Origin of the sequence: Paenibacillus sp. A3 (assembly GCF_001399685.1) — a bacterium.
Taxonomy (GTDB): domain Bacteria; phylum Bacillota; class Bacilli; order Paenibacillales; family NBRC-103111; genus Paenibacillus_G.
Window position 1 is genome coordinate 1 of record NZ_JTHN01000126.1, and the last position, 22607, is coordinate 22607.

The following is a 22607-nucleotide window of genomic DNA, read 5'->3' on the forward strand; positions in this document are numbered from 1 at the left end:
TGTTCTTCGTGATGCTCTTGTCGTTTTTTACTCATCCGCTTTCACCGCATTGTCGTTATTTTTTTCCCGCTGGGACGTCGGAATGAAGACCATATGCTTCTGTTGGACGGCGGTTGCGGAAATACCGGTCTGAATGGAAAGCAGTCCTTCCACCATCGTCAGACGCAACTCCACTTCTTTCTTCGACTTTGGCTTCAGCTTATTCGCGATGGGGTGCCCATAACACGTATCCCGAAAAAATACCAAGCAGCGTAGCGACGAAGGCGGCGGAGATCAAATGGCCGAGCGCCTCGATTTCGCTCAAGTTGCTGAGTGCCGCGATCAAACCGACAACCGCCCCGAGAACGCCGAGGGTCGGCGCGTAGGTACCGGCTTGCGTAAAAATTTGCGCGCCCGTCCGATGCCGCTCCTGCATCGTATGTATATCTTCCATTAATACGTCGTGAACGAATTCCTGATCGTTTCCGTCGATGATCATCCGCATTCCGTTGCGCAAGAACGGATCCGGGATTTCCTCCACCTTGCTTTCCATAGCCAGCAAGCCTTCGCGGCGGGTAATCGCTACCCAGTCCGTGAACATGTCGATCAGTTCCATTTTCGAGATCGTCTTTTGCTCGGTGAACACAATTTTCATTAATTTCGGAAACAATTTAAGCTCTTCCATCGAAAACCCGATAAAGAGCGATGCCGCCGTCCCGACGAAAATGATGAGGATGGCCGCTGGATTGACCAGTGCGGCAAGGCTTGCCCCTTTTAAAACCATGCCCACCCCTACTGCAATGATTGCGAGAATAATGCCGATGATAGTTGATTTTTCCACGCGAGGAACACCTTCCGCTTCTGTTTATTCAGGCATGATATGCCAATTAGATGAGCAGTTCACTAGTTCGACATAAAACGACACAAATCCTGCCGAAAAGACTTGGCGGTTTTTAAATTTTTTTTAGAGATGCCGGTGCTTTAGTTGAAATGAAAAAAGCCCGTTTCCTGTGCTGAGGAAATCCGGGCTTTGAATAAACATTTATGATGGGGATACGGCTTCATCCGGCGTTCGCGGCTTCTTCGACAGCGGGCAGCGGGGCCGTTTTGCGGCTTGCGCGGACGTAGCTTAGGGAGACAAGCAGGGAAGCGGCAGCGACCGCTACCATGACCCAGAAGATGTTCCGGTAAGCGGCTTGCAGCGGAGCGGACGCCTGCCAGACGAGCGAAGCGCCGGTGAGCGCCACGCCGAGCGCGCCGCCGAAAAATTGCGTCAGCTGCGCCATGCCCATCCCGCCGCCGATTTCGTGCTCCGCCAGTATGCGCGACATTTCGTTCGATACGCTCGATCCGATGGCGGACACCGACACGCTCATCAGCATGTACGCTGCGGTGATGGCGTACAAGTACTGCGTGGAGAGCAGCGCAAAAACGAAAGTGGCGGCAAGCAGGGTCGCATGTCCGGCCAAGATGACCGGGGTGTTGCCCAGACGGTCGATCAAGCGCCCGATCCGGGGAGAGAGCAGCGCGGTCAGAATCGCCCCGGGGAAAATCAGGAATCCGGTGACGGCGGAGCTCTGCCCGTACAGGCGGATGATCACGAGAGGCATGAGAAACAACGTGGCAAAATGAAGCACGTAAGCCACAAATCCCATCACCGTCAGATTCATATATGGCCGGTTGCGCAGCAGCGAAGGCTGCAGGAAAGGCTGGTCGACCCGGTGAATTCGGAACCAAAAGGCGGCCAGCGACAGCAGTCCCAGCACCAGAGCCCACCAAGAATGCAGCGTCAGAAAGAGCAGCAGACCGGTGACGCCGACACCGATGAAGAGGGCGCCCCATCCGTCAAATTGAATACGGGTATACGGCTGCTCGGGCAGATTGCGGTAAAACACTGGGATCGTCAGCAGCACCAAGGCCGTCACGACGAAGAGCGAGTTCCAGCTGAAATACTGCGTCATCGCGCCCCCGACAATCGGGCCGAGACCGAAGCCGAACGACGCCGCGGAAATAATGACGGACATCGATTTGCCCCTGCGCTCAAGGGGGATATACCGGGTAACGAGAACGATCCCGAGACCGGGCGCGGAAGCCGCTCCGATCGCCTGGAGCAGGCGGGCGGCCAGCACGGCGTAGAAATTGTGCGCCAGCAGGCCGATGACGGAGGCGATGCCGAGCAGCACCAGGCCGATCATCAGCAGCGTCCGGATCGGGACGAAGTCGGTCAAGCGGCTGTACGTGATGGAAGAAATGGCGAACAGGATCGAGTAGCCGGTGACGATCCACGAAGCGGCTGTCGCGGTCAGCCCCAAATCATGGGCAACGGTCGGCAGCGCGACGTTGAACATGGTCGTATTCATGACGACCAGCAGGACGGTGAGACCCCATAGGGGGATAATAAACGATTCCCGAAACGACGGGTTTGCGGCTTCAGGCTTCATAACAAATGGGCAGCCTCCTTATGAATAAATGGAACTGAATACTTTTCTAATAATACTATTCTAGAAATAGTATTTGTGCTAAAATATATATCACAGGCCCGGATGTTGTCAACGGGGTCTTTGTTAAATTTTTCTTTTGCCTCAGGTATAGTGTAGTATGGAAGGAAGAGAACGATTTTAAGGTGGGTCGCTTATGCCTTCGAATTCAATGAATACGTTGTGGCACAGCCTTCTGGATATGAATCGCAAGCTGAACCAGACGCTGTGTCTGCTCAGCTCGGTGGTGGAGGTTCCTCCGTCCGCCGTGGCGCTGATCTTTAAGCTGGAACATAAGAAATCGATGAAAATCAACGATATTGCCGAGGTTCTGGGCATCACCATCGGCGCAGCCTCCAATCTTATTGACAAGTTGGAGGAAAAGCAATGGGTGGAACGGGTACGCTCCGAAGAGGACCGGCGCATCATGAACGTCCGGTTGACGGAGCAGGGGAAGGAGCATTTGCTTCGCTGGAGGCAGCAATTTTCCGAGCATGCGGATATTATTTTTGCGCAAGTGCCTCAGGAGGAGCTGGACCATTTTAGCGAGCGGATCCATCGTTTAAGCCAATACTTAAGCGATTACAACCGTCGCTTGGAGAGCGGGCGTTCCCGCAAGGACGGGTAAAGGGCAACGGGAGGGAGAACATCGGATGAAGCATGTCGTGGCCATTTGGGGCGCGAATTGTCGCTCGGAAGAGGAGCTTGCCGCCTTCGTCGAGTCTGGATATACGGAGGATGGGGATGCTGTCCCGTCTGAATTCATGAGAAGCGCCGGGTTATCCTGGATCGAGGAAGATTTTATGGAAATTCATCCGCTGCCGGACGCGGAGAGCCGCGAGGCGTTTGTGCAATATTTGAAGCAGGATTATGCCTCTGATCCGGAGCGGTTTGCGCCGCAGGTCCCGGATTCGCTCGGGGAGAGCATGGCGACCTACCCTTCTGTGATCGTGCTCTATGGCAACGATTCGCGGTACGGGTCCGTTAACGAAGCTTTGTTTTCATTGGGCGAGAGCGGCTCTGGGGCCGGGCAGCAGCCTGTCCCGCTCATCGCGAAAATCGTTTACGAAACGGAAGAGAGGTAGCGGGGGATTAGAAGATGAACGAAACCGTGGAGTCGATCGAAAAAATTAAGAGCCGCCTGAAACGGCCGGCTGTCATATTCGAGATCGGCGGCTTTCGTCCGCCGGAGGACCCGCTTGCCCCTTGGTTCGGCAAGGTGACGGTCGCCGCGCGCGACGAAAGGTGGCCGACGAATGCGGACGGAACGCCGATGTGGGCTTTGGGCCAAGTGAACTTGTCCGCGCTCGATTACATTCCCGAGGCGCTCAAGGATGTCGCGTTTCTCACGATCTTTTTCGGGCCGAAGCATCCGCAGCATGAAGACCTGAACGGGACGAACTGGCTGATCCGCACATACGCATCGTTGGAAGAACTGGCGCCGTTAGAGCAGATGAAGACGAGCTCGCATTTGAAGCCGTTTCCGATGCGGCCGGGTGAGCCGGTGGAAGACTATCCCGTATGGGATGGGGGAGACATTCCGGAGGACATCTCGGATTTGATCCTGCAGCTGGAAGACGAAGGCAAGATTGAGGACTACCATGATCTGATCGAGCTGCATGGCGGCTTTAAAATCGGAGGCCACCCTTGCTTTATCCAGCCCGGCATGTCGATTGGCGAGTCGTTCGAGTTCGTGCTGCAGATCGATTCGACGGAAAAAGGCAACCTCATGTGGGGACACGACTCCGGCTGTGCCTACTTTTTCCGGGACCCGCGAACGAACGAATGGCGCATGACTTGGGACTGTTATTGAGGAGCCGGGGCGTGCGGGATTGACAGAAACAAAAAATAGCCTGATCCTATGCCATGGAAAGATGGATAGGACAGGCTATTTGCTTTTGCGGGAATATCTGTATCGCTTCCATCCTCCATTTTCCAGCAGGGCTTAGGGCTAGTAACCGGTTTCAACTTATGCCATAATTACTAGCAAACGATTGTTCGGGGGGCTTGGGGGACATGGCGAACTGGATACACAAGCTTAAGAACAACCTGCTGGGAACCAGCCTGCAAACCAAGCTGCTTTTGGCAGTATTGCCGCTTGCCATTATTCCGCTCGCTGTATTGGGAACGTTTTCATATAACAAATCGGCGCAGGTCGTACAGCAGCAGGTATGCCAGACGATTCTAGAAAGCTTGTCGCAGGTGAATTACAGTCTGGACTATTTTGTAAAAGATATCGAGCAGCTCACGATGTACATCTACAGCAGCCGCGACATTCAGGATGTGCTGTCCAAATCGGCGGACCGGCCGCTCGCGGAGAAGCACCGGGACAAGCAGCGGGTGGGCGAGGTACTGGACACGTTTCTCGGATTCAAGAACTGGGACATTTCCATTTATTTGCTCGGGGAAAACGGGGACCGTTATTTTACCGGCGATCTGCTGCCCGGGGCCTATGACGATTACAATGCCTCCTGGGGGCTTTTCCGGAAAATGAGGCTTGCGGGCGGCAATGTCGTCTGGGATACGCATTACAGCATGAAAAAGACGGACGACTTCGGCATTGTGCTCAGCAGCGGCCGGCTCTTGAAGCGGATCGATACGAACGCGCCGCTGGGCTATTTGGTCGTGGACATGATGGAAAATGCGCTCGCGGACAAGTACAAAAAAGCACATTTGCAGCCGGGCGGACAGATGCTGCTGCTGGACCGCAACGGCTATATCATCTCCAGCACGCCGTCCAAGCACAAGGTCGGGACGAAGCTTGAGGAGCCTTTTGTGGACCGGGTGCTTGCAGGCGGCAAAGGCTTCTTCGAGCAGGCCGGCGAAGGAACGCCGCCCGTCATGGTCGTGTACGATACGTCGGAGGTGACCGGATTCAAGCTGGTAAACGTGCTGCCGGTAGCGGCGCTGACGCGGGAGAGCAGCAGCATCCGCAATCTGACTTTGCTTGTCATCGCCGTCGGCGCAGCCGTTTCGTGCGTGCTTGCCTACTTGCTGTCCGTGAACATTACCCATCCGCTGCGCAAGCTGAAATCGCTGATGCGTACGGTGGAAACGGGCAATCTGGACGTCGCCTTTCCGACGAAGTACAAGGATGAGGTCGGGCAGCTCGGCCGCAGCTTCAATGCGATGGTGCAGCGCATCAAGCAGCTGATCGACGAAGTGTACAAAAAGCAGCTCATGCTCCAGGAAGCGGAGATTCGGGCGATTCAGGCGCAGTTCAATCCGCATTTTCTGTACAATGCGCTCGATTCCATCAACTGGATGGCCCGCATTCATAAGCTCGATCACATCAGCCGGACAGTCGTCTCGCTCGGCGAGCTGCTCCGGTTCAGCATCCGCAAAGGGCAAGCGCTCATTCCCGTACGCGAGGACATGCAGCAAATCCGCAATTTCCTTACGATCCAGCAGATGCGCTACGGGGACAAGCTGGAGGTGCATATCGAGCTGGACGAGGAGGTCGAGCGGCTCTACACGCTGAAGCTGATGCTGCAGCCGATTGTCGAAAATGCGGTCACGCACGGGCTCGAGATGAAGCGGGGACCGGGGCACCTCTGGATTACCGGCAAGGTGCTGGGGGAGCGGGTCCGCTTCGAAGTGCGTGACGACGGCGTCGGCATCCCGCAGAAGAAGCTCGAACGCATCACGTCGGGGCAGTTTGTGTCGGCCGACGAGCGGAAGACCGGGATCGGCTTGGAAAATGTAAAAAAGCGGCTGCAACTCTATTTCGGAGACCGCTATGTCTTGAGCCTTGTCAGCCAGCCGCAGCAGGGGACGACAACGATTATCGAGATTCCGATCATTCGGACGCCGGGGGAGGAAACGCATGTATAAGGTGCTCATCGTGGAGGACGAATGGCTCGTTCGGGAAGGGCTTAAGCATACGATTGACTGGGAAGACGTCGGCTGCCGCATCATGGGCGAAGCGTCCGACGGCGAGACGGCGCTCCGGCTAATGGAGGAGGAAATGCCGGATATCGTGCTGACGGATATCCGGATGCCGGAGATGGACGGCATCCAGCTCGCCAAGGAAATTGCGTCCCGGTATCCGGGGATGAAGGTCGTATTTTTGACCGGCTTTGACGAATTCGCGTACGCCCAACAGGCGATTAAGCTGGGAGCAGCGGACTACGTGCTGAAGCCGACGAATCCGGACGAGCTGACGCAGCTGATGGGACGCATGGCGGCCAAGCTGGACGAGGAGCGGCGGCGGCGGACGGAGCGGGAGCGGCTGGAGCACAAGCTGGCGTTCGGCCAGCCGCTGATCGTCGAGAAGATGCTGTACGACTTGATGCTGGACCATGCGGGAGCGATGGAGCAGGAGCTGTTTCTGGAATATGCGGCGGAGCAAGGGGAGGTACTGGACACGTTCCGCATCACTCTGCTCTATGCCGAGCCGTCTCCAGGAGAATCCGCGCCGCCGGGCGAGCTCTACCGGAGCATCGCGGCTTGGAGCTCCGGCCTGTCGCCGTATCCGCTCGTGCGCATGAACGATGCCAAATATGCGCTACTGCTGGACCGGGAGACGGAGCGCGGGGAGCTGCACCGGCTGCTGGACTTGGCCCGTTTCAGCTCGTCGCAAGCGACGCAGCGGCAGCTGGTGCTTGGGGTCAGCGGGTGGCACAACCGGCTGGATCAAATTCCGGCAGCATTCCAGCAAGCGACGCACGCCTTGGTGACGTCGTTCTTCTGGGGCGGGGAACGGATCGCCTGGTTCGAGGATACGGAGCGGCTTGCGGCGGAGGTGCCGGCGCTGCCCGGCTTGCTGGAGGAGCTGATCGAGGCGGTCAAATGGGGAACGGAAGCATCCATCCGGGCGAAAAGCCAGGCTTGCTTCACATGGATCGTGCAGCAGTCCCCGACGAACGAGCTGGAGGCAAGAAAGGCGTTCTTCGGCTGGATCGTATCGCTCTATACGATGTTGCTTCACGAGGACGAGCTGCGGCTCATCGTGCAGGATTCCGCCCTTCTGATGACCTCTCTGGACCGGACGGTCCGGCTGGAGGACGGACTGGAGCGGTTGAACGGGATGCTGTTTTCCTGGAGCGTGCGTTATCAGGAACAAACGAAGCCGCAATCGAGAAGCGGATTCGAAGAGATCGAGGACTACATCGGGCGGCATTACGCCGAAGACATCACGCTTCAGAGCATTGCGGAGCGCTGCAATATGAGCGAGAGCTACTTTAGCCGCTTGTTCAAAAAGCAGGTCGGCACGAGCTTCGTCGATTATTTGACCGGCTTGCGGATGCGCCGGGCGAAAGAGCTGCTCACGAACCCGCGGCTTAAAATATACGAGGTCGGGCTTCAGGTCGGCTATCAGGACTCGCGCTATTTCAGCCAAATTTTCCGCAAATATACCGGGGAGACGCCGACGGAATTCCGCAAGCGGCTTGGGATCCCGAACATTCCGATTTAAAGTCTGAGAATGATTGCTCATAATTCGCCGTTATCCGCCATACTGGAAGGGGAGAAACAGAGGCGGGGAGAGGAGCAGAGGTAGGGGGGATAGAAGCAGATACAGAGGCAGATGCACAGAAAGTAGCTAAAAGGAACATAGCGGAACAAAGGGGAAGCGACGTACAGAGGAACAGCGGAACGCAGCACAAAACAACAGATAGGCAGCGCAACAAGGTGCACCCCAGCGGAATCCAACACAGCATAGCATAGCGGAACGCAGGTGACTTATCCTTGTCGAAAAATGTTCATTTCATCCAAATTTGCCTCGATAACGGATCTTGAGTTCCTCTATTTCTTGTAAATCGGCGAAATCGAACGGCATAGCGCATCCCAGTTCCTCTATGTGTTCTCGCGAGCTCCGGCTGCCCTTCCGAGAGAGGAACTGTGCCCATTTTCCCCGAGTAACCCTTGCTAAAAATGCTTCTTCCCTCTCCCGGAAAAGGTCACGAAATCTGTGCCGATAAAATTAAACCGTCCATACCCATGGGCGGTTTTTCTGCAGTGCCGACGAAAATTAGTGCAAAAAATTAAACAAAGAAGAAATTTCACCGCATTGAGAGCGTTTACTTTAGCGATTATAGTTAATAACAAGAACAAGAAATCCGGCGGGAAACATCAAGCGAAGCGGACGAAAGCGCTTTTTTACGAAAGCAAGGTCCCTTTGTCCCGGATTTCAATCCACATCAAACAAAAATACGGAGGGGTTCTACAGATGAAAAAAGCGTTTACGGGCATTCTCGCCTCGCTGCTTTTGGTTACGACGCTGGCCGGCTGCGGCACGGAGCAGGCGGCACCGCAAAACACCGCATCCGGAGATGCGGGAACGAAAAACGAAGCGAAAAAAGCGGGCAAGCTGACGCTGTACTCGCCTAACGCCGCCGAAGTCAATAACCCGATCATCAAGGAATTCCAGGACCGCACGGGCATCGAGGTGCAGCTGATCTCCGGAGGCACAGGCGACCTGCTGAAGCGGGTGCAGGCGGAAGCGGTTTCCCCGCAGGGCGACGTGTTCTGGGCCGGCGGCGCCGACTCGCTGGAGGCGTACAAGAAGTTTTTCGAACCGTACAAAACGAAAGAAAACGACAATCTGCTGCCGGAGTACGTCGACAAAAACGGCGTATGGACACCTTTCGCCGCGCTGCCGATGGTCATCATGTACAACAAGGAGCTCGTGAAAGCGGGCGAGGAGCCGAAGAGCTGGAACGATCTGCTCGATCCGAAGTGGAAAGGCAAAATCGCTTACGCCGACCCGGCCAAATCCGGCTCGTCGTATACGCAGCTCGTGACGATGCTGACCGCTTTCGGCAAGGAAGACAAGGGCTGGGACTTCGTCAAGAAGTTCGTGAACAACCTGGACGGCAAAGTGCTGTCGGGCTCGGGCCTCGTGTATAAAGGCGTGGCGGACAAAGAGTTCGCGATCGGCATCACCCTGGAGGAAGCGGCGCTTCGCTACGTGGAAGGCGGAGCCAAGGTAGGCATCGTGTATCCGTCCGAAGGCACGTCCGCCGTACCGGACGGCGCGGCGATCATCAAGGGCGCGCCGAACATGGAGCAGGCCAAGCAGTTCATCGATTTCCTCGTCGGCAAAGACGTGCAGTCCCTGATTCAAAAAGAATTCAAGCGCCGTTCCGTCCGCAAGGACGCCGAGGCGATCCAAGGCATCATCCAGACGAAGGACCTCAAACTGGTCAACTATGACTTCGACTTCGCCGCGAGCAAGAAGGACGACAATATCAAACACTTCTCCAAAATTATAACCGGCGCGGAATAACGCAGTCCGCCCAGGTTCCACGGGTGCCTTTGACGATCGTCCGACGAGGCGCCCTTTTTTTTCCAAAGAAACGGAGGCCCGATCCATGCAAAAGATCGTATTTGACCATGTCACCAAATATTTCGGCACGCATAAAGCGGTCAACGACGCTCATTTTACGATAAACGAAGGCGAGTTTTTTACCCTGCTCGGCCCGAGCGGCTGCGGCAAAACGACGCTGCTGCGCACGATTGCCGGCTTTTACCGCCAGGAGGAAGGCGGCATTTACTTCGGAGACAAGCTGATCAACGACGTGCCGACCCATCAGCGCAACATCGGGATGGTGTTCCAAAACTACGCGATTTTCCCGCACATGACCGTGTTCGAGAACGTGTGCTACGGGCTCAAGGCGCGCAGCGTCCCGAAAAAGGAAATGGAGCAGCGTGCGATGGAAGCGCTTGAAATGGTGCAGCTGGCGCATCTGCGCGACCGCGTCCCTTCGGACATGAGCGGCGGACAGCAGCAGCGGATCGCGCTTGCCCGCGCAATTGTCATTCGTCCGGGACTGCTGCTCATGGACGAGCCGCTGTCCAACCTGGACGCCAAGCTCCGGGTCAAGATGCGGTCCGATATCCGGCGGCTGCAAAAGGAGCTGAACATTACGACCATCTACGTGACCCACGATCAGGAAGAAGCGCTGGCTGTCTCCGACCGGATTGCCGTCATGAGTGAGGGCGTCATTCAGCAGATCGCATCTCCCGAAGACATCTACTCGTATCCCGCGAACAGGTTCGTGTCCAATTTTATCGGCACCTCGAATTTTATTGAAGGCCACTGCTCGGGCTATAACGAGGCGGCGCAGGAGGCGAGTCTGCGGCTGTTGGAGACGCAGTGGAGCCAGAAGCTGTCGCGACCGTACGAGGGAAAAGTATTGTTCTCGCTTCGTCCCGAACGGATTCGGCTGTGCGGCGAAGAGCCGGGAGAGCGGCTGGTCCGGGGGACGATCGACAGCGTGACGTTTCTTGGCGAGAAGGTCAGCTATGCGGTCCGGCTTTCCGACGACTCCGTCATCGAAATTCAGGAGCATGCGATCGAGCCGCACCGGATGAGAAAAGCGGATCAAACCGTATACGTCGATCTGCAGCTCGACAAGGCGACCTTATTCGACGAATCGGGCAAGGAGGTTCTGTACCGTGCAGCCTACTAATGCCGCCCGGGCGCTGCGGCCCAATCCGTTCAAACGTCTGCTTCAGCCCAAGCAGTGGGATTTCTGGACTTGGGTAACAGTGATTGTGTACGTATTCCTGCTTGCCTTTATTTTGTACCCGCTCGTCTCGTTGTTTTACAACAGCTTTTTCAACGACAAAGGGGATTTCTCTCTAGAAAATTATGGTAATTTCTTGAAGCTAAAATATTACTACGGCTCTCTATGGAATAGCTTGAAGGTGTCGGCACTGGCGACGGTGTTCGCGATTCTTGTCGGGGTTCCGCTTGCGTACGTGACGGCCCGGTATAACGTCAAATTTAAGGGTTTGATCCAAATTCTCGTCATCATGTCGCTGCTGTCCCCGCCGTTCATCGGCGCTTATTCGTGGATCTTGATGCTCGGGAACAACGGCTTCATTACCCGGTTCCTCCAGGATATCGGGATTCCGTTCCAGTCGGTGTACGGATGGAAGGGCATCGTGTTCGTATTTACGCTGCAATTTTACCCGCACATTTACTTGTATGTGTCCGGCGCGCTCAAGACGATCGACACTTCGCTGGAGGAGGCCGCCGAAAGCTTGGGACGCGGCGCGTTCCACCGGCTGATGACCGTGACGCTTCCGCTCATTTTCCCGACGCTGTCGGCCGGGGCACTGATGGTGTTCATGGCTTCGTTCGCGGACTTCGGCACGCCGATGCTGCTGGGCCAAGGGTTCAAGGTGCTGCCGATTCTGGCGTACGAGCAGTTCATCAGCGAAATGGGCGGCAATCCGGCGATGGCGAGCACGCTCAGCGTGATCCTGATCTTCTGCTCAACCGCGATTTTGTTCGTACAGCGGTATTTCGTATCGCGGAAAAATTATTCGATGACCGGCATGCGCACGCCGAAGGTGCAGCCGCTGAAGAAGCTGCCGATGTGGCTGCTGACCTTCGGGGCGCTGCTTGTGGCCTGCATTTCGATCATTCCGCAGGCGACGGTTATCGTGACGTCCTTCATTAAAACAAAGGGGCCCGTGTTTCACCCCGGCTTCAGCTTGAACAGCTATAAAGAAATTTTGTACCGGGTGCCGAAGGCGATTGCCCATACGTACAGCTTCTCGCTCATTTCCATCGTCATTATGATCGTGATGGGCATGCTGGTCGCTTACGTGCTCGTCCGCCGCAAATCGAAGCTCACCGCGATGCTCGACGGTATCCTGATGATTCCTTACGTCATGCCGGGCACGGTGCTCGGGATCAGCTTGATTATCGCGTTCAACAAGCCGCCGGTCATTTTGACGGGGACGTGGGTCATTCTGGTGATCGCGTATGTAGTCCGCAAGCTGCCGTATACGATCCGCTCCAGCACCGCCATCCTGACGCAGCTTGACAAAAGCGTGGAAGAAGCGTCCATCAGTCTCGGCGTGCCGCCGATGAAGACGTTCTTCAAGACGACGGGACGGATGATGGCGCCGGGCGTCATGTCCGGAGCGATTCTGAGCTGGATTACGACGATCAACGAGCTGAGCTCGACGGTCGTGCTGTATACCGGGGCGACCGCGACCATTTCGGTCACGATCTACAGCGAAGTGTTCACGGCGAATTACGGCACCGGCGCGGCGCTCGCTTCGATTCTATCCATCAGTACGCTAATCTCGCTGCTGATTGCCAGCAAGCTGAGCAAAAAAGGGCTCCAGCTGTAACGGTCATACGCATGATTTCCGAAGGCTTGTTCGTGATACAATGGAGTAAGAAGCCGCTCGTATCAGGAACTGGAGGAATCACCATCATGAAGCTGCGCAATTGGCCGGTTCGGCTTGTCCTCGGATGCATCGCCGCAGGCGCTTTGGTTTACGGGTTAACTCACGGAAAGCTGTCGGAGGACGAACCGAAGCCATCGGCCCCTCCCGCGTCGCTGTCGATCTGGGTGTACAGCAAAGGCTGGGAGGACGTCGTTCGCGACTTCGGGCAAAGCTACCCTCATATCGATGTCCAAATCCGTTCGTTTCGTTCTTACGAACAGCTGTACACCGAGCTGCTCGCGTCGATCTCGGCCGGCGCGGCTCCGCAGCTTGCGGAAGTTCACAGCTTCTACGGCATTGCCCAGCTTGCGGCCACCGGTGCGGCGCTGCCCACGGGGAATGTCTTGACCGCCGGGAAGCCGACATTTCTTCCGGCCTTTTCCGCCGCTTTCCGGTATCGGGACGAGGATTGGGCCGTCCCTTTCGGAGGCAGCGTGCCTGTGCTTTACTACCGGGAGGAGCCGTTCAAGCGGCTGGCCGGGCGTGCCCCGGCGTTAGGCACCTGGGAGGAGGTCCGGCACACGCTGTCGCTCGCGAAGGAGCCTCCGAGGGAAGAGGTGTCGAAGGGTTACGGGACGATGACGGTGGATAAAGAGCTGCCCTGGTTTTTGGCAAGCCTGAGTTACGCCCCGAAGGAGACCGGCGGACCGGCCGCGGAACGTATGCGAAGCGCGCTGGAGCTGTGGCGGAATTTGACGCACGAATCCAGGCTGATGAAGCCTTTGCAGCACGATAAGGCGGCCAGCGATTTTATTAACGGCAAGGCCGGAATGTACGTCGGCACTTCCGATAAGCTGCCCACGATCGAACGCTACATCGGCGGGAAGTTCTCGTTCGATCTGGCGAAGCTGCCCGAGTGGAAGCAGGAAGCGCTTCTGCCCGGCGTTCACGGACTGGCGGTGTTGAAGAGCGACCCGGAGCGGCTCAAGGCGGCGCAGAGCTTCGTGCAGGAGCTGATGGCTCCGGAGGCGCAGTCGGCCTTGTGGAATACGGCGGGACTAATTTCGGTACGCACGGATGTGATCGGGAAGCTGGAGGAGGAGCCGGCTTTAAGCGAACGGCTGCGGCGGATCTTGAGCTGGCTCCCCTCCTTGGCCGGCCGCGCGCCCCGGTATGACGATTACGAGCGGTGGAAACGGACGGAACGCATGCTGGAGCAGATCGAGCTGAATCCGCAAGAACCGGCTCTGGACGTCGGAATGCTGTACTAAAGCCTTACCACTATAAGTAGAGGATCGGGTGGAGGAGACTATGAACATACAAACGTTAACCCTGAAAGGAACCGCCGAATGGAACGAGGACGCGCTGGTCGTTAACCCGGGCGTATCGATGTACGGGGTGCTTGACGGAGCGACCTCTCTGCATCCGTTCCGCGGGCCTGACGGGGAAACCGGAGGATATTTGGCTTCCCGGACGATTCAGCAGTATCTGGAATCGCTGCAGGAGGAAGACTTGGCGGGCATCGATTTGAAGGAAGCGGTCGTTCAAGCGAATGTCCGTCTGAGGGGAAAGATGAAGGAAGCCGGAATCGATCTGACCGATCAGGCGGCGCTGTGGACCAGCGCGCTGGCGGTTGTCCGGATTCACGACCGCTATATCGACTACGCGCAGGTGGGGGATTGCATGATCGCCGCCTCCTATGCCGACGGAACGATCCGCACCGTATCCCGCGACCAGGTCGCGCACATCGATTACGAGTCCAAGAAGATATGGGAGGAAGGCCTCCGCAAAGGCGTCCAGACCCGGGAAGAGCTGTGGGAGCTTGTGAAGCCGCACATCCGCGGCAACAAATCGCGGATGAATACGTTAAGCGGCTACTCCGTGCTCAGCGGGCAGCCCGAGGCGAACGATCTCATCGAATACGGGCGGATCAACCGTATCCAGCTGCGATCGATTCTGATCGTGAGCGACGGGCTGTTCCCTCCGAAGACGAGCGCCCAGCCGCCGGCCGACGGCATCGGCGAGCTGGTGACTCTCATCGAGGAAATGTCGCTGGAAGGGTATGCGAAGTGGCTGATGAATTTGGAGGCGGAAGACAAGGAATGCCGCAAATATCCTCGGTTCAAAATATCCGACGACAAAACGGCGGTACTGATTCGCTTTGACGCCGAATAGCACATAGAAGACGGGTGATCCTCCGGGACCGCCCGTTTTTTTTTATTGTCCGGTCTTTTTCATGAACGCAGCATCGATTTACCAGAAGAAGTCATCGTTCTCTCTATTGAATCCGAAGGCCATTGAATACAATGAGGGGGAAGAACATTCTCAAATCGTTATCCGCATTTCGGGGAGGAGCCTTATGAAGCTTTCGTTAAGCATGTGGAGCTTGCACCGTACGGTAAGGGCAGGCGGGTGGACGGTCATCGATTTTTTGTCGTTTTGCCGGAAGGAGGGCATCGAATCGGTCGAGCTGCTGAACGTATTTTGGCAAAATCAGGATCGGGAGCTTGACGAGGTCGTGCGCTACACCCGGGAGAGCGGCATCCGGGTCGCCAGCTATGCGGTCGGCAATGATTTCGTCAGTGCCTCGGAGGAAAAACGGTCGGCGGCCTTGCGGGAAATTACGGATGCGTTCCCGGTGGCGAAAGCGCTCGGCACGTCCGTCGTTCGCGTGTTTTCGGGCAGTCTGCATCCCGGAATCGACTACGACCAGGCGCTGGGCTGGATCGTAAGCGGCCTGTCCGAAGCGGCGAAGCAGGCGGAAGAGGCCGGGATTACGCTGGCTCTGGAAAACCACGGCCAGCTGGCCGGGCGCGGCGGACAGGTGAAGGATATCATCGAGCAAATCGGGTCAAAGGCATTGCGCTCGACGTTCGATACGGGCAATTTCCTGCTGGTCGACGAGCATCCTTCGCAAGCGATCGAGCCGCTGCTGCCCTATATTGCGCATGTCCATGTCAAAGATTTCAAGCGGCATCCCGAAGGACGGTACACATCGCTGGGCGGCCAAACGTTCGAAGGCACCGTGGCAGGCGAGGGCGATACGGGTCTGGCTTCGCTGATCGAACGGCTCGAAGCATCCGGTTATGCCGGGGCGTACGTGCTGGAGTACGAGGGGACGGGCGACGAGGCCGAAGGTATTCGCCGGAGCTATGCTTTCGCAGACGAGTACAACCGTACGCACGGGGAGGGCAGGCCATGATCCGGGAGCGGCAGGCGGAGATCGTCGTCATCGGAGGCGGAATCGGCGGATGTGCGGCGGCGCTGGCGGCGGCCAGACTCGGGAAGCGGGTGGTCCTGACCGAGGAAACGGAATGGATCGGCGGGCAGCTGACGAGCCAGGCGGTGCCGCCGGATGAACATCCGTGGATCGAGCAGTTCGGCTGTACGCGCAGCTATCGGCAGTTCCGGGAGGGTGTGCGTGATTATTACCGGCGGCATTTTCCGCTGACGGCCGCAGCGCGGGCGAATCTGCTGCTGAATCCCGGCAGCGGCGGCGTTAGCCGGTTGTGCCACGAGCCGCGGACGGCCCTCGCCGTTCTGCAGCAGATGCTGGCTCCGTACGTTCACAGCGGACAGTTAACGATCTTGACGAGACATAAGGCGGAAAGTGCCGAAACCGACGGAGACCGCGTCGTTTCGGTAACGGTGCGCTGTCTGCGGACCGGAGACCGCACCGTGCTGACCGCCCCTTATGTGATCGACGCGACCGAGTGCGGGGATGTACTGCCGCTGGCGGGAGTCGAATACGTGACCGGCGCGGAATCCCGCAGCCAGACCGGCGAGCCGCACGCCTTGGACGGAGCGGCCGACCCGCTCGATATGCAGGGCTTCACCTACTGCTTCGCGATGGATTACTTGCCCGGCGAAGATCATACGATCGCGAAGCCCGCACAATACTCGTTCTGGCGGAACTATCGGGCCGACTTCTGGCCGGATAAGCAGCTGAGCTGGACCGGTGTGCGCCCGTCTACGCTGGAGCCGGTCACTTACGAGCTGTTCCCGGGAACGGAGCGCTATTCGCTGTTTCATTACCGGCAGATTGTTGATAAAGCGCACTTTGCCGAAGGAACATACCGAAGCCATGCGACGCTCGTCAATTGGCCGCAAAACGACTATTGGCTGGGCCCCGTCATCGAGGTAAGCGAGGAGGAGCGCCGGCGCCATCTGGAGGGCGCCAAGCAGCTCAGCCTGTCGCTGCTGTACTGGCTGCAGACGGAAGCGCCCCGGCCGGACGGCGGGCAGGGTTACCCGGGCCTGCGCTTGCGTCCCGACATCGTCGGCACAGAGGACGGACTGGCGATGTATCCGTACATTCGCGAATCGCGGCGCATCCGGGCCGAATTTACCGTGCTGGAGCAGCATGTGGGCGCCGATTGCCGCCCTGGCGGCCAAGCGGCAGCGTTCCACGATTCGGTCGGCATCGGGGCCTACCGGATCGATTTGCATCCGAGCACGGGCGGACGAAACTATATCGACATCTCATCGCTGCCGTTTCAAATCCCGCTCGGCAGCCTGATTCCGATCCGCGTAGAGAACCTGCTGCCCGCCTGCAAAAATTTGGGCGTCACCCACATCACGAACGGCTGCTACCGGCTTCATCCGGTCGAGTGGAACATCGGCGAAGCGGCCGGCGCTCTCGCCGCCTATTGCATCGACAAGCGGCTCAGCCCCCGGGCCGTCCGCGGAAACGCGCAGCAGCTCTCGGCGTTCCAGTCGCTGCTGGCAAGGGAAGGCGTGGAGCTGGCTTGGCCTTCCGTGCACGCCATTTAGTCTGGCCGGGCAACCCCTATTCTGATCTCAAAACGAGGTGTAGCTGTCATGTGCGACAAAATCCGCATTGCCATCATCGGAGCGGGCTCGATCTCGGAATTGCATCTGCAATCGTACCGGAACAATCCCCGTGCTGAACTCATAGCCATCTGCGACCTTAACGAAACCCGGGCGCAAGCAAAGGCGGAAAAACACGGCATTCCGCACGTGTACACGGATTACCTGGAGCTGCTGTCCCGCCCCGATATCGACGCTGTCAGCGTCTGCACGTGGAATAACGGCCACGCGCCGATTAGCATCGCAGCGCTCGATTCGGGCAAGCATGTGCTCTGCGAGAAGCCGCTTTGCAAGACGGTGGAGGAAGCGTTAACCGTAGAACAGGCCGTGCGCCGCAGCGGGAAAACGCTGCAGGTCGGCTTTGTGCGCAGATACGCCGCCAACACGCGTATCGTCAAGCAGTTTGCGGACAACGGGGAGCTTGGCGACATTTACTATGCCAAAGCGTCCTGCATCCGCAGACTGGGCAACCCTGGCGGCTGGTTCGCGGATATCGAGCGTTCCGGCGGGGGACCGCTGATCGACGTGGGCGTTCACGTGATCGATCTGTGCTGGTATATGATGGGTAGGCCGAAGGTCAAGTCCGTATCCGGCAATACGTACCGCAAGCTCGGGAACCGCTCCAACGTCAAAAATCTCGCGTTCTACAAGGCCGCCGATTACGACGCCGGACACAACGATGTGGAGGATTTGGCGAATGCCATGATCCGCTTCGAGAACGGGGCGTCCCTGCTTGTGGACGTCAGCTTCTCCCTGCACGCCAAGGAAGACGAGCTGACCGTCAAGCTGTACGGCGAGAAGGGCGGCGTGGAGCTGGAGCCGAAGCTTGCGATCATTACGGAGCGGCACGACACGATTTTGAATATCGTCCCGCAGATCAACAATCTGTCATTCGATTTCGCCTCTGGCTTTCAGGACGAGATCGATTATTTTATCCAGGTATGTCAGGGTACGAAGGAAACGATCAGCCCGGTGGAGGACGGCGTCGAGATGATGAAGATGCTGTGCGGCATTTACGAGTCCGCCGCTCAAGGCGCCGAAATTCGATTTTAAATAAGCGGTCAGCCGCATAAATGCCCGCCGTGCAAAAGCAAGGGAGTTGGGCTTTGTGCGGCTTTTGCTTTCACGGGTAATAAATTTAGTGAAAATTCGTACTATTTTACCTTGAAATTAGCTGATTAAATAGGTAGAATTAAAAGGGATAATTTAGTTGTAAATATTATTAATTGGAAAACATGCGTGGATCGCCTTAGTCTGCCGCAAGGAAAGGGAGGGAATTCGCATCGGATCGGGAAAGGAATTTCACCTGACAAGGAGTGATCATTGATGAAGTATGCTCAAGTCAAAGGAGAACTGCCGGGGATTTTGTCCAGAGAATTACTATCGAACGATGCGGTCGCAGCTTCCTTCGGGAGTCTGTTGCCTTCTGTTATCGAACGGGCGGAAGGCGCTTTAATCCTGGATATCGACGGCAATCAATTTATTGATCTGGCCGGCGGTGTCGGAGCGATGAATGTCGGACACAGTCATCCTCTAATCGTCAAGGCGATTACGGAAGCGGCGCAAAAGTTTACCCATACCGACTTCACGGTCGTCCCCTATGCCTCTTTCATTCGTCTTGCGCAAGAGCTGTGCCGGAGAGCGCCGGGGACAAGCCCGAAGAAAGCTTGCTTTTTTAATTCCGGTACGGAAGCCGTCGAACATGCCATTCATATCGCCAAAAAAGCGACGAAAAAAAGAGCGGTCATTTGCTTCGAAGGAGCCTTCCATGGCCGAACGTTCATGTCCCTTTCCCTCACAAGCAAGATCAACCCGTACAAAGCCGGTTTAGGCCCTTTTGCTCCGGATATTTACCGTACCCCGTATCCTTACGTCTACCGCTGGCCAGGTTCTACCCCAACAACTCCTGACCAAGTTGCCGCCGAAGCGTTCTCGCTGTTCGAAAAATTGTTCGTCACTCAAGTCTCCATCGACGATGTGGCTGCGGTCATTATTGAGCCGATCCAAGGCGAAGCCGGATTCATCGTCCCCCCTGCCGCCTTTCTCCATCAATTGAACGATTTTTGCAAAAGCCATGGCATTCTACTCATCGCGGACGAGGTGCAGACAGGCTACGGGCGTACCGGCCGCTTTCTTGCCTCGGAATACTTCGGAATTCAGCCCGATATCATTACTTTGGGAAAATCGATTGCCGCAGGCATGCCGCTGTCGGCCATTGTCGGAAGCGCTGACATGATGGACGCAGCGGGACCGGGGGCTATCGGAGGAACGTTCGTAGGAAACCCGGTTTCCTGTGCTGCGGCGCTTGAGGTCCTTAACATTTACGATCAAGAAAATTTGGGGGAACGGGCTCTCGGTGTCGGTAAGCTTCTAACAGACCGGCTGAACGCGTTCCGCGAGCGTTACGAGCTTGTCGGAGATGTACGAGGAGTCGGTGCCATGGTGGCGATGGAGCTCGTTCGCGACCGCGAGACGAAGGAGCCGGCAGATCGGGAAACGAAGGAAATCATCCGAAGATGCCAGCAAAAAGGGGTAATCTTGTTCAAAGCCGGCATTTACAGCAACGTGATCCGCTTCCTTAGCTCGCTCAATATCCTGAAGGAGCAGTTAAGCGAAGCCTTGGATATTCTTGAGGAAGTCTTATCGGAGGTGGACGCGGAAGTCCGGTCCCGGTACTACGCTGCCAAATAAAACCGAAAAGGCCCGCCATAACCATAAAGGTCAGGCGGGCTTTTGTGCGGCGTTTACTTGCGGCTGCTCCTGTACCACTCGTTGGCCGCTTTGATCATGTCGCTGCCGCCGCTTGTTTTCCACTGCTCCAGGAATTGGCCGTAGGTTTCCAGCGGCTCGGCTCCGGTGACGTACTTGATGAAGGCATCCTCGGCCTGCTTTTGCAGCTTCTGCGAATGTTTCGAGATGTCCGTAATCGGCGGGGCGTAGGTCAGCGCGTCGTAGTACAGGATTCCTTTCGCATTCGCTTGGTACGTTTCGTAATAGTTCTGGACGAACTCGTTTTTGCGTACGCGCGCTTGCCAGTACGCCTCGTAATTTTTCTCGTCCGTTCCCGTCAGAAAGTCGCTTCCGAAGTTCCATTCGTCGTTGAATTTGGGCAGGATCGGATAGTACTTGCCGTCCTTCACTTCATGGTGTACCCCCTCCTGGCCGATGGCCAGCCCCTTGAAAATATTTTTCTCCAGCTTGAGGTCCAAATATTGCATCGCTTCCTCTTTATTCGGAGACCACTTCGGGATGGCGATAAACCACGGAACGCCGCCGGTGCCGACCTGCGCCGGTTTTCCGCTGTCCCCTGTCAGGTAAGGCAGAATGCCGATCTTGGCGTCCGGGAAGTTTTTTGCCAGCGCGTTGTTGAGATTGGCGGCGTCCCACCACCCGGACCGGAACATGAACGCCTTGCCGCTCGTGAACTTCTCCAGCAGCTTGTTCGGCTGGTTGATCGCCCACTCCGCGTCGAGCAGCCCTTCGGTGTACAGCTTCTTCATGAACGCGAGATAGTCCTTGGTCTTCGGGTCTTCGACCATATGCACGATTTTGCCGTTGACCTCTCTCCAGTTCGTACTCGGACCGTAATACCAGCCGAAGGTGGAGCCGATCTCCGCTTGGAACGGATCTTTGCCCCCGGTCATCGGGATGACGTTCTTCTTCTCCTTGACCGTCTTCAGCACGGCGTACAGCTCGTCGCGGGTCGTCGGAGGCTTCAGCCCCAGCTCATCGAGCCAATCCTGCCGGTACACGAGCGCCGTGCCGGTCGCTAAGCCCGAGCTGCCTTCCGGGATGGCGTACAATTTGCCGTTCAGTCTGGCGCCGTTCCACGAGGCCGGACCGATGACTTCTTGCATGTTTTTGCCGTACTTCCGGACCAACTCGTCCAGCGGCTCCAGCGCGCCGGAGGAAGAGAGCTTGGCGTACTGGTTCGCGTTCAGCTTCATGATATCGTAGGGCTCTTTGTTCGCCATGAGCAGGTTCAGCTTTTCGTCGGCGTTTTCGACCGGCAGCATATCGTACTTGACGTCGTAGCCGGTTTTTTCCTTCAAGTATTTGCCGACCGGGTTGTTGTTCGGATCGAACCGGTTGTACTGCAGAAGCTGGCGCAGCTGGGGCTTCGCCGTGCCCGATTTGGCCGGTTCGGGGGCCGGGCCCCCGCCGCCGCAGGCGGTTGCGACGGAAGCGAGTACGGTCACGGACAGGACGGCAGCCAGTCTCTTTGTCATAGAAGAACCTCCCTTGGAATTGAATGGTCTTGGCCGAAGCATATTGCAGGACGCTTGTTCACTACGGTTATTCCTTGACCGAGCCGACAAGAACGCCTTTGACGAAATATTTTTGCAGGAACGGGTATACGAGCAGGATCGGCACGGTCGCGAGCAGAATCGAGGCCGCTTGAATCGCTTGCGGCGACGTGTTCATGGCTGCGTCCACGTTCATCTGTGCGCCGAGCTGCAGGAACGTGTCGCTGGAGGAGACGAACAGCTCCTTCAAATACAGCTGCAGCGGCTTGTTCTCCGGGGTGTTGATGTAGATCAGCGAAGCGAAGTAATCGTTCCAGAACGCCACGGCGTAGAACAGCGCGATCGTCGCCAGCACGGGCAGGGACAGCGGCAGCGTGATGCGCCACAGGATCGTCAGATTGCCCGCCCCGTCGAGCTTCGCCGATTCTTCCAGACTGTCGGGGAGGCTCTCGAAATAATTTTTAATGATGAGCATGTTGTAAACGCTGATCATCGCGGGCAGAAATAGGACTGGCAGCTTGTCGATCAGCTGCAGGCTTTGCATCAGGAGATAGGTCGGAATAAGCCCTCCGCTGAAAAGCATGGTGAAAATGTACATCAGAATGAACCACTTTCGGCCGCGCAGCCGAGGTTTGGACAGCGGATAGGCCGCCAGCGTCGTCATGAACAGCGCCAGAAGCGTCCCTGCGACCGTAACGAATACCGAGACTTGGAACGAGGCGAGAAACAGCGAATGGCTCATGACATACCGGTACGTGCCGATCTGCCAATCTACCGGCAGCAGCGTGACGCGCCCGGAGACGACGGCTTCCTCGCTGCTCAGCGACTTGGCGATCAGATTCAGGAACGGGAAAATCGTGGTCAGGCCGAGCAGCACGAAGAACGCGTAGTTCAGCACCGTACAGGTCCGCCCGGCGAGTGACATTTTAATCATGAGGCC

At 57.0% G+C, this 22607-nt stretch carries 17 protein-coding genes and 1 pseudogene; 14 read left to right on the forward strand and 4 right to left on the reverse strand.

The genetic code is table 11. From position 1 onward, the window contains the following. Positions 1 to 27: 27 nt before the first annotated feature. Positions 28 to 820, reverse strand: a pseudogene (gene motA, locus QJ48_RS19125) (flagellar motor stator protein MotA). Between the two features lie 220 nt (positions 821 to 1040). After that, positions 1041 to 2420 (reverse strand): MFS transporter, encoded by a 1380-nt coding sequence (locus tag QJ48_RS19130; RefSeq protein ID WP_054975126.1) that lies wholly within the window; start codon positions 2418 to 2420, stop codon positions 1041 to 1043. Between the two features lie 193 nt (positions 2421 to 2613). On the opposite strand from QJ48_RS19130, the gene QJ48_RS19135 reads away from it, so the two are divergent. The 14 genes from QJ48_RS19135 to gabT all read left to right on the forward strand — a co-directional run bounded on the left by QJ48_RS19135 (position 2614) and on the right by gabT (position 20111). Further along, entirely contained in the window at positions 2614 to 3084 is a 471-nt protein-coding gene (locus QJ48_RS19135) for a MarR family winged helix-turn-helix transcriptional regulator (RefSeq protein WP_054975127.1), read from the forward strand. Between the two features lie 25 nt (positions 3085 to 3109). Further along, entirely contained in the window at positions 3110 to 3541 is a 432-nt protein-coding gene (locus tag QJ48_RS19140) for an immunity 22 family protein (RefSeq protein ID WP_054975128.1), read from the forward strand. 14 nt (positions 3542 to 3555) lie between these two features. Beyond that, positions 3556 to 4269 (forward strand): DUF1963 domain-containing protein, encoded by a 714-nt coding sequence (locus QJ48_RS19145; protein WP_054975129.1) that lies wholly within the window; start codon positions 3556 to 3558, stop codon positions 4267 to 4269. 203 nt (positions 4270 to 4472) lie between these two features. Further along, entirely contained in the window at positions 4473 to 6290 is a 1818-nt protein-coding gene (locus tag QJ48_RS19150) for a sensor histidine kinase (RefSeq protein ID WP_054975130.1), read from the forward strand. Continuing rightward, positions 6283 to 7872, forward strand: coding sequence for a response regulator transcription factor (locus tag QJ48_RS19155; RefSeq protein WP_054975131.1), 1590 nt, complete (start codon positions 6283 to 6285; stop codon positions 7870 to 7872). Before QJ48_RS19150 ends, QJ48_RS19155 begins: the two co-directional genes overlap by 8 nt. 753 nt (positions 7873 to 8625) lie before the next feature. Further along, positions 8626 to 9684 carry an ABC transporter substrate-binding protein gene (locus tag QJ48_RS19160; protein ID WP_054975146.1) on the forward strand — a complete coding sequence of 353 codons (1059 nt, stop codon included), beginning with the start codon at positions 8626 to 8628 and terminating at the stop codon, positions 9682 to 9684. A gap of 85 nt (positions 9685 to 9769) precedes the next feature. After that, positions 9770 to 10870 (forward strand): ABC transporter ATP-binding protein, encoded by a 1101-nt coding sequence (locus tag QJ48_RS19165; RefSeq protein WP_054975132.1) that lies wholly within the window; start codon positions 9770 to 9772, stop codon positions 10868 to 10870. Further along, positions 10857 to 12551 (forward strand): iron ABC transporter permease, encoded by a 1695-nt coding sequence (locus tag QJ48_RS19170; RefSeq protein WP_082420582.1) that lies wholly within the window; start codon positions 10857 to 10859, stop codon positions 12549 to 12551. Before QJ48_RS19165 ends, QJ48_RS19170 begins: the two co-directional genes overlap by 14 nt. 86 nt (positions 12552 to 12637) lie before the next feature. Further along, positions 12638 to 13861, forward strand: coding sequence for an extracellular solute-binding protein (locus QJ48_RS19175; protein WP_054975133.1), 1224 nt, complete (start codon positions 12638 to 12640; stop codon positions 13859 to 13861). Positions 13862 to 13901: 40 nt separating this feature from the next. After that, positions 13902 to 14765, forward strand: coding sequence for a protein phosphatase 2C domain-containing protein (locus QJ48_RS19180; protein WP_054975134.1), 864 nt, complete (start codon positions 13902 to 13904; stop codon positions 14763 to 14765). Positions 14766 to 14949: 184 nt separating this feature from the next. Beyond that, entirely contained in the window at positions 14950 to 15792 is an 843-nt protein-coding gene (locus QJ48_RS19185; protein ID WP_054975135.1) for a sugar phosphate isomerase/epimerase, read from the forward strand. Continuing rightward, positions 15789 to 17363, forward strand: a complete 1575-nt coding sequence (locus QJ48_RS19190) for an FAD-dependent oxidoreductase (RefSeq protein ID WP_054975136.1) — start codon at positions 15789 to 15791, stop codon at positions 17361 to 17363. Before QJ48_RS19185 ends, QJ48_RS19190 begins: the two co-directional genes overlap by 4 nt. 48 nt (positions 17364 to 17411) lie before the next feature. Further along, positions 17412 to 18473, forward strand: coding sequence for a Gfo/Idh/MocA family protein (locus QJ48_RS19195; protein ID WP_054975137.1), 1062 nt, complete (start codon positions 17412 to 17414; stop codon positions 18471 to 18473). 273 nt (positions 18474 to 18746) lie between these two features. Beyond that, complete coding sequence (gene gabT, locus QJ48_RS19200; protein WP_054975138.1) at positions 18747 to 20111, forward strand: 4-aminobutyrate--2-oxoglutarate transaminase; 1365 nt, start codon at positions 18747 to 18749, stop codon at positions 20109 to 20111. A gap of 53 nt (positions 20112 to 20164) precedes the next feature. Here the strand turns inward: gabT and QJ48_RS19205 are convergent, their stop codons facing one another. Both QJ48_RS19205 and QJ48_RS19210 read right to left on the reverse strand, forming a co-directional pair. Continuing rightward, complete coding sequence (locus QJ48_RS19205) at positions 20165 to 21649, reverse strand: extracellular solute-binding protein (RefSeq protein ID WP_054975139.1); 1485 nt, start codon at positions 21647 to 21649, stop codon at positions 20165 to 20167. 67 nt (positions 21650 to 21716) lie between these two features. Continuing rightward, positions 21717 to 22601 (reverse strand): carbohydrate ABC transporter permease, encoded by an 885-nt coding sequence (locus tag QJ48_RS19210; RefSeq protein ID WP_054975140.1) that lies wholly within the window; start codon positions 22599 to 22601, stop codon positions 21717 to 21719. Between the last annotated feature and the right edge of the window lie 6 nt (positions 22602 to 22607).

Bases quoted from the DNA above. Each gene is read 5' to 3' on its own strand.
- QJ48_RS19140 (WP_054975128.1), top strand. From the start codon at position 3,110: ATGAAGCATGTCGTGGCCATTTGGGGCGCGAATTGTCGCTCGGAAGAG.
- QJ48_RS19145 (WP_054975129.1), top strand. From the start codon at position 3,556: ATGAACGAAACCGTGGAGTCGATCGAAAAAATTAAGAGCCGCCTGAAA.
- QJ48_RS19135 (WP_054975127.1), top strand. From the start codon at position 2,614: ATGCCTTCGAATTCAATGAATACGTTGTGGCACAGCCTTCTGGATATG.
- QJ48_RS19155 (WP_054975131.1), top strand. From the start codon at position 6,283: ATGTATAAGGTGCTCATCGTGGAGGACGAATGGCTCGTTCGGGAAGGG.
- QJ48_RS19185 (WP_054975135.1), top strand. From the start codon at position 14,950: ATGAAGCTTTCGTTAAGCATGTGGAGCTTGCACCGTACGGTAAGGGCA.
- QJ48_RS19190 (WP_054975136.1), top strand. From the start codon at position 15,789: ATGATCCGGGAGCGGCAGGCGGAGATCGTCGTCATCGGAGGCGGAATC.
- QJ48_RS19160 (WP_054975146.1), top strand. From the start codon at position 8,626: ATGAAAAAAGCGTTTACGGGCATTCTCGCCTCGCTGCTTTTGGTTACG.
- QJ48_RS19205 (WP_054975139.1), bottom strand. From the start codon at position 21,649: ATGACAAAGAGACTGGCTGCCGTCCTGTCCGTGACCGTACTCGCTTCC.
- QJ48_RS19180 (WP_054975134.1), top strand. From the start codon at position 13,902: ATGAACATACAAACGTTAACCCTGAAAGGAACCGCCGAATGGAACGAG.
- QJ48_RS19165 (WP_054975132.1), top strand. From the start codon at position 9,770: ATGCAAAAGATCGTATTTGACCATGTCACCAAATATTTCGGCACGCAT.
- QJ48_RS19130 (WP_054975126.1), bottom strand. From the start codon at position 2,420: ATGAAGCCTGAAGCCGCAAACCCGTCGTTTCGGGAATCGTTTATTATC.
- QJ48_RS19195 (WP_054975137.1), top strand. From the start codon at position 17,412: ATGTGCGACAAAATCCGCATTGCCATCATCGGAGCGGGCTCGATCTCG.
- gabT (WP_054975138.1), top strand. From the start codon at position 18,747: ATGAAGTATGCTCAAGTCAAAGGAGAACTGCCGGGGATTTTGTCCAGA.
- QJ48_RS19150 (WP_054975130.1), top strand. From the start codon at position 4,473: ATGGCGAACTGGATACACAAGCTTAAGAACAACCTGCTGGGAACCAGC.
- QJ48_RS19210 (WP_054975140.1), bottom strand. From the start codon at position 22,601: ATGATTAAAATGTCACTCGCCGGGCGGACCTGTACGGTGCTGAACTAC.
- QJ48_RS19175 (WP_054975133.1), top strand. From the start codon at position 12,638: ATGAAGCTGCGCAATTGGCCGGTTCGGCTTGTCCTCGGATGCATCGCC.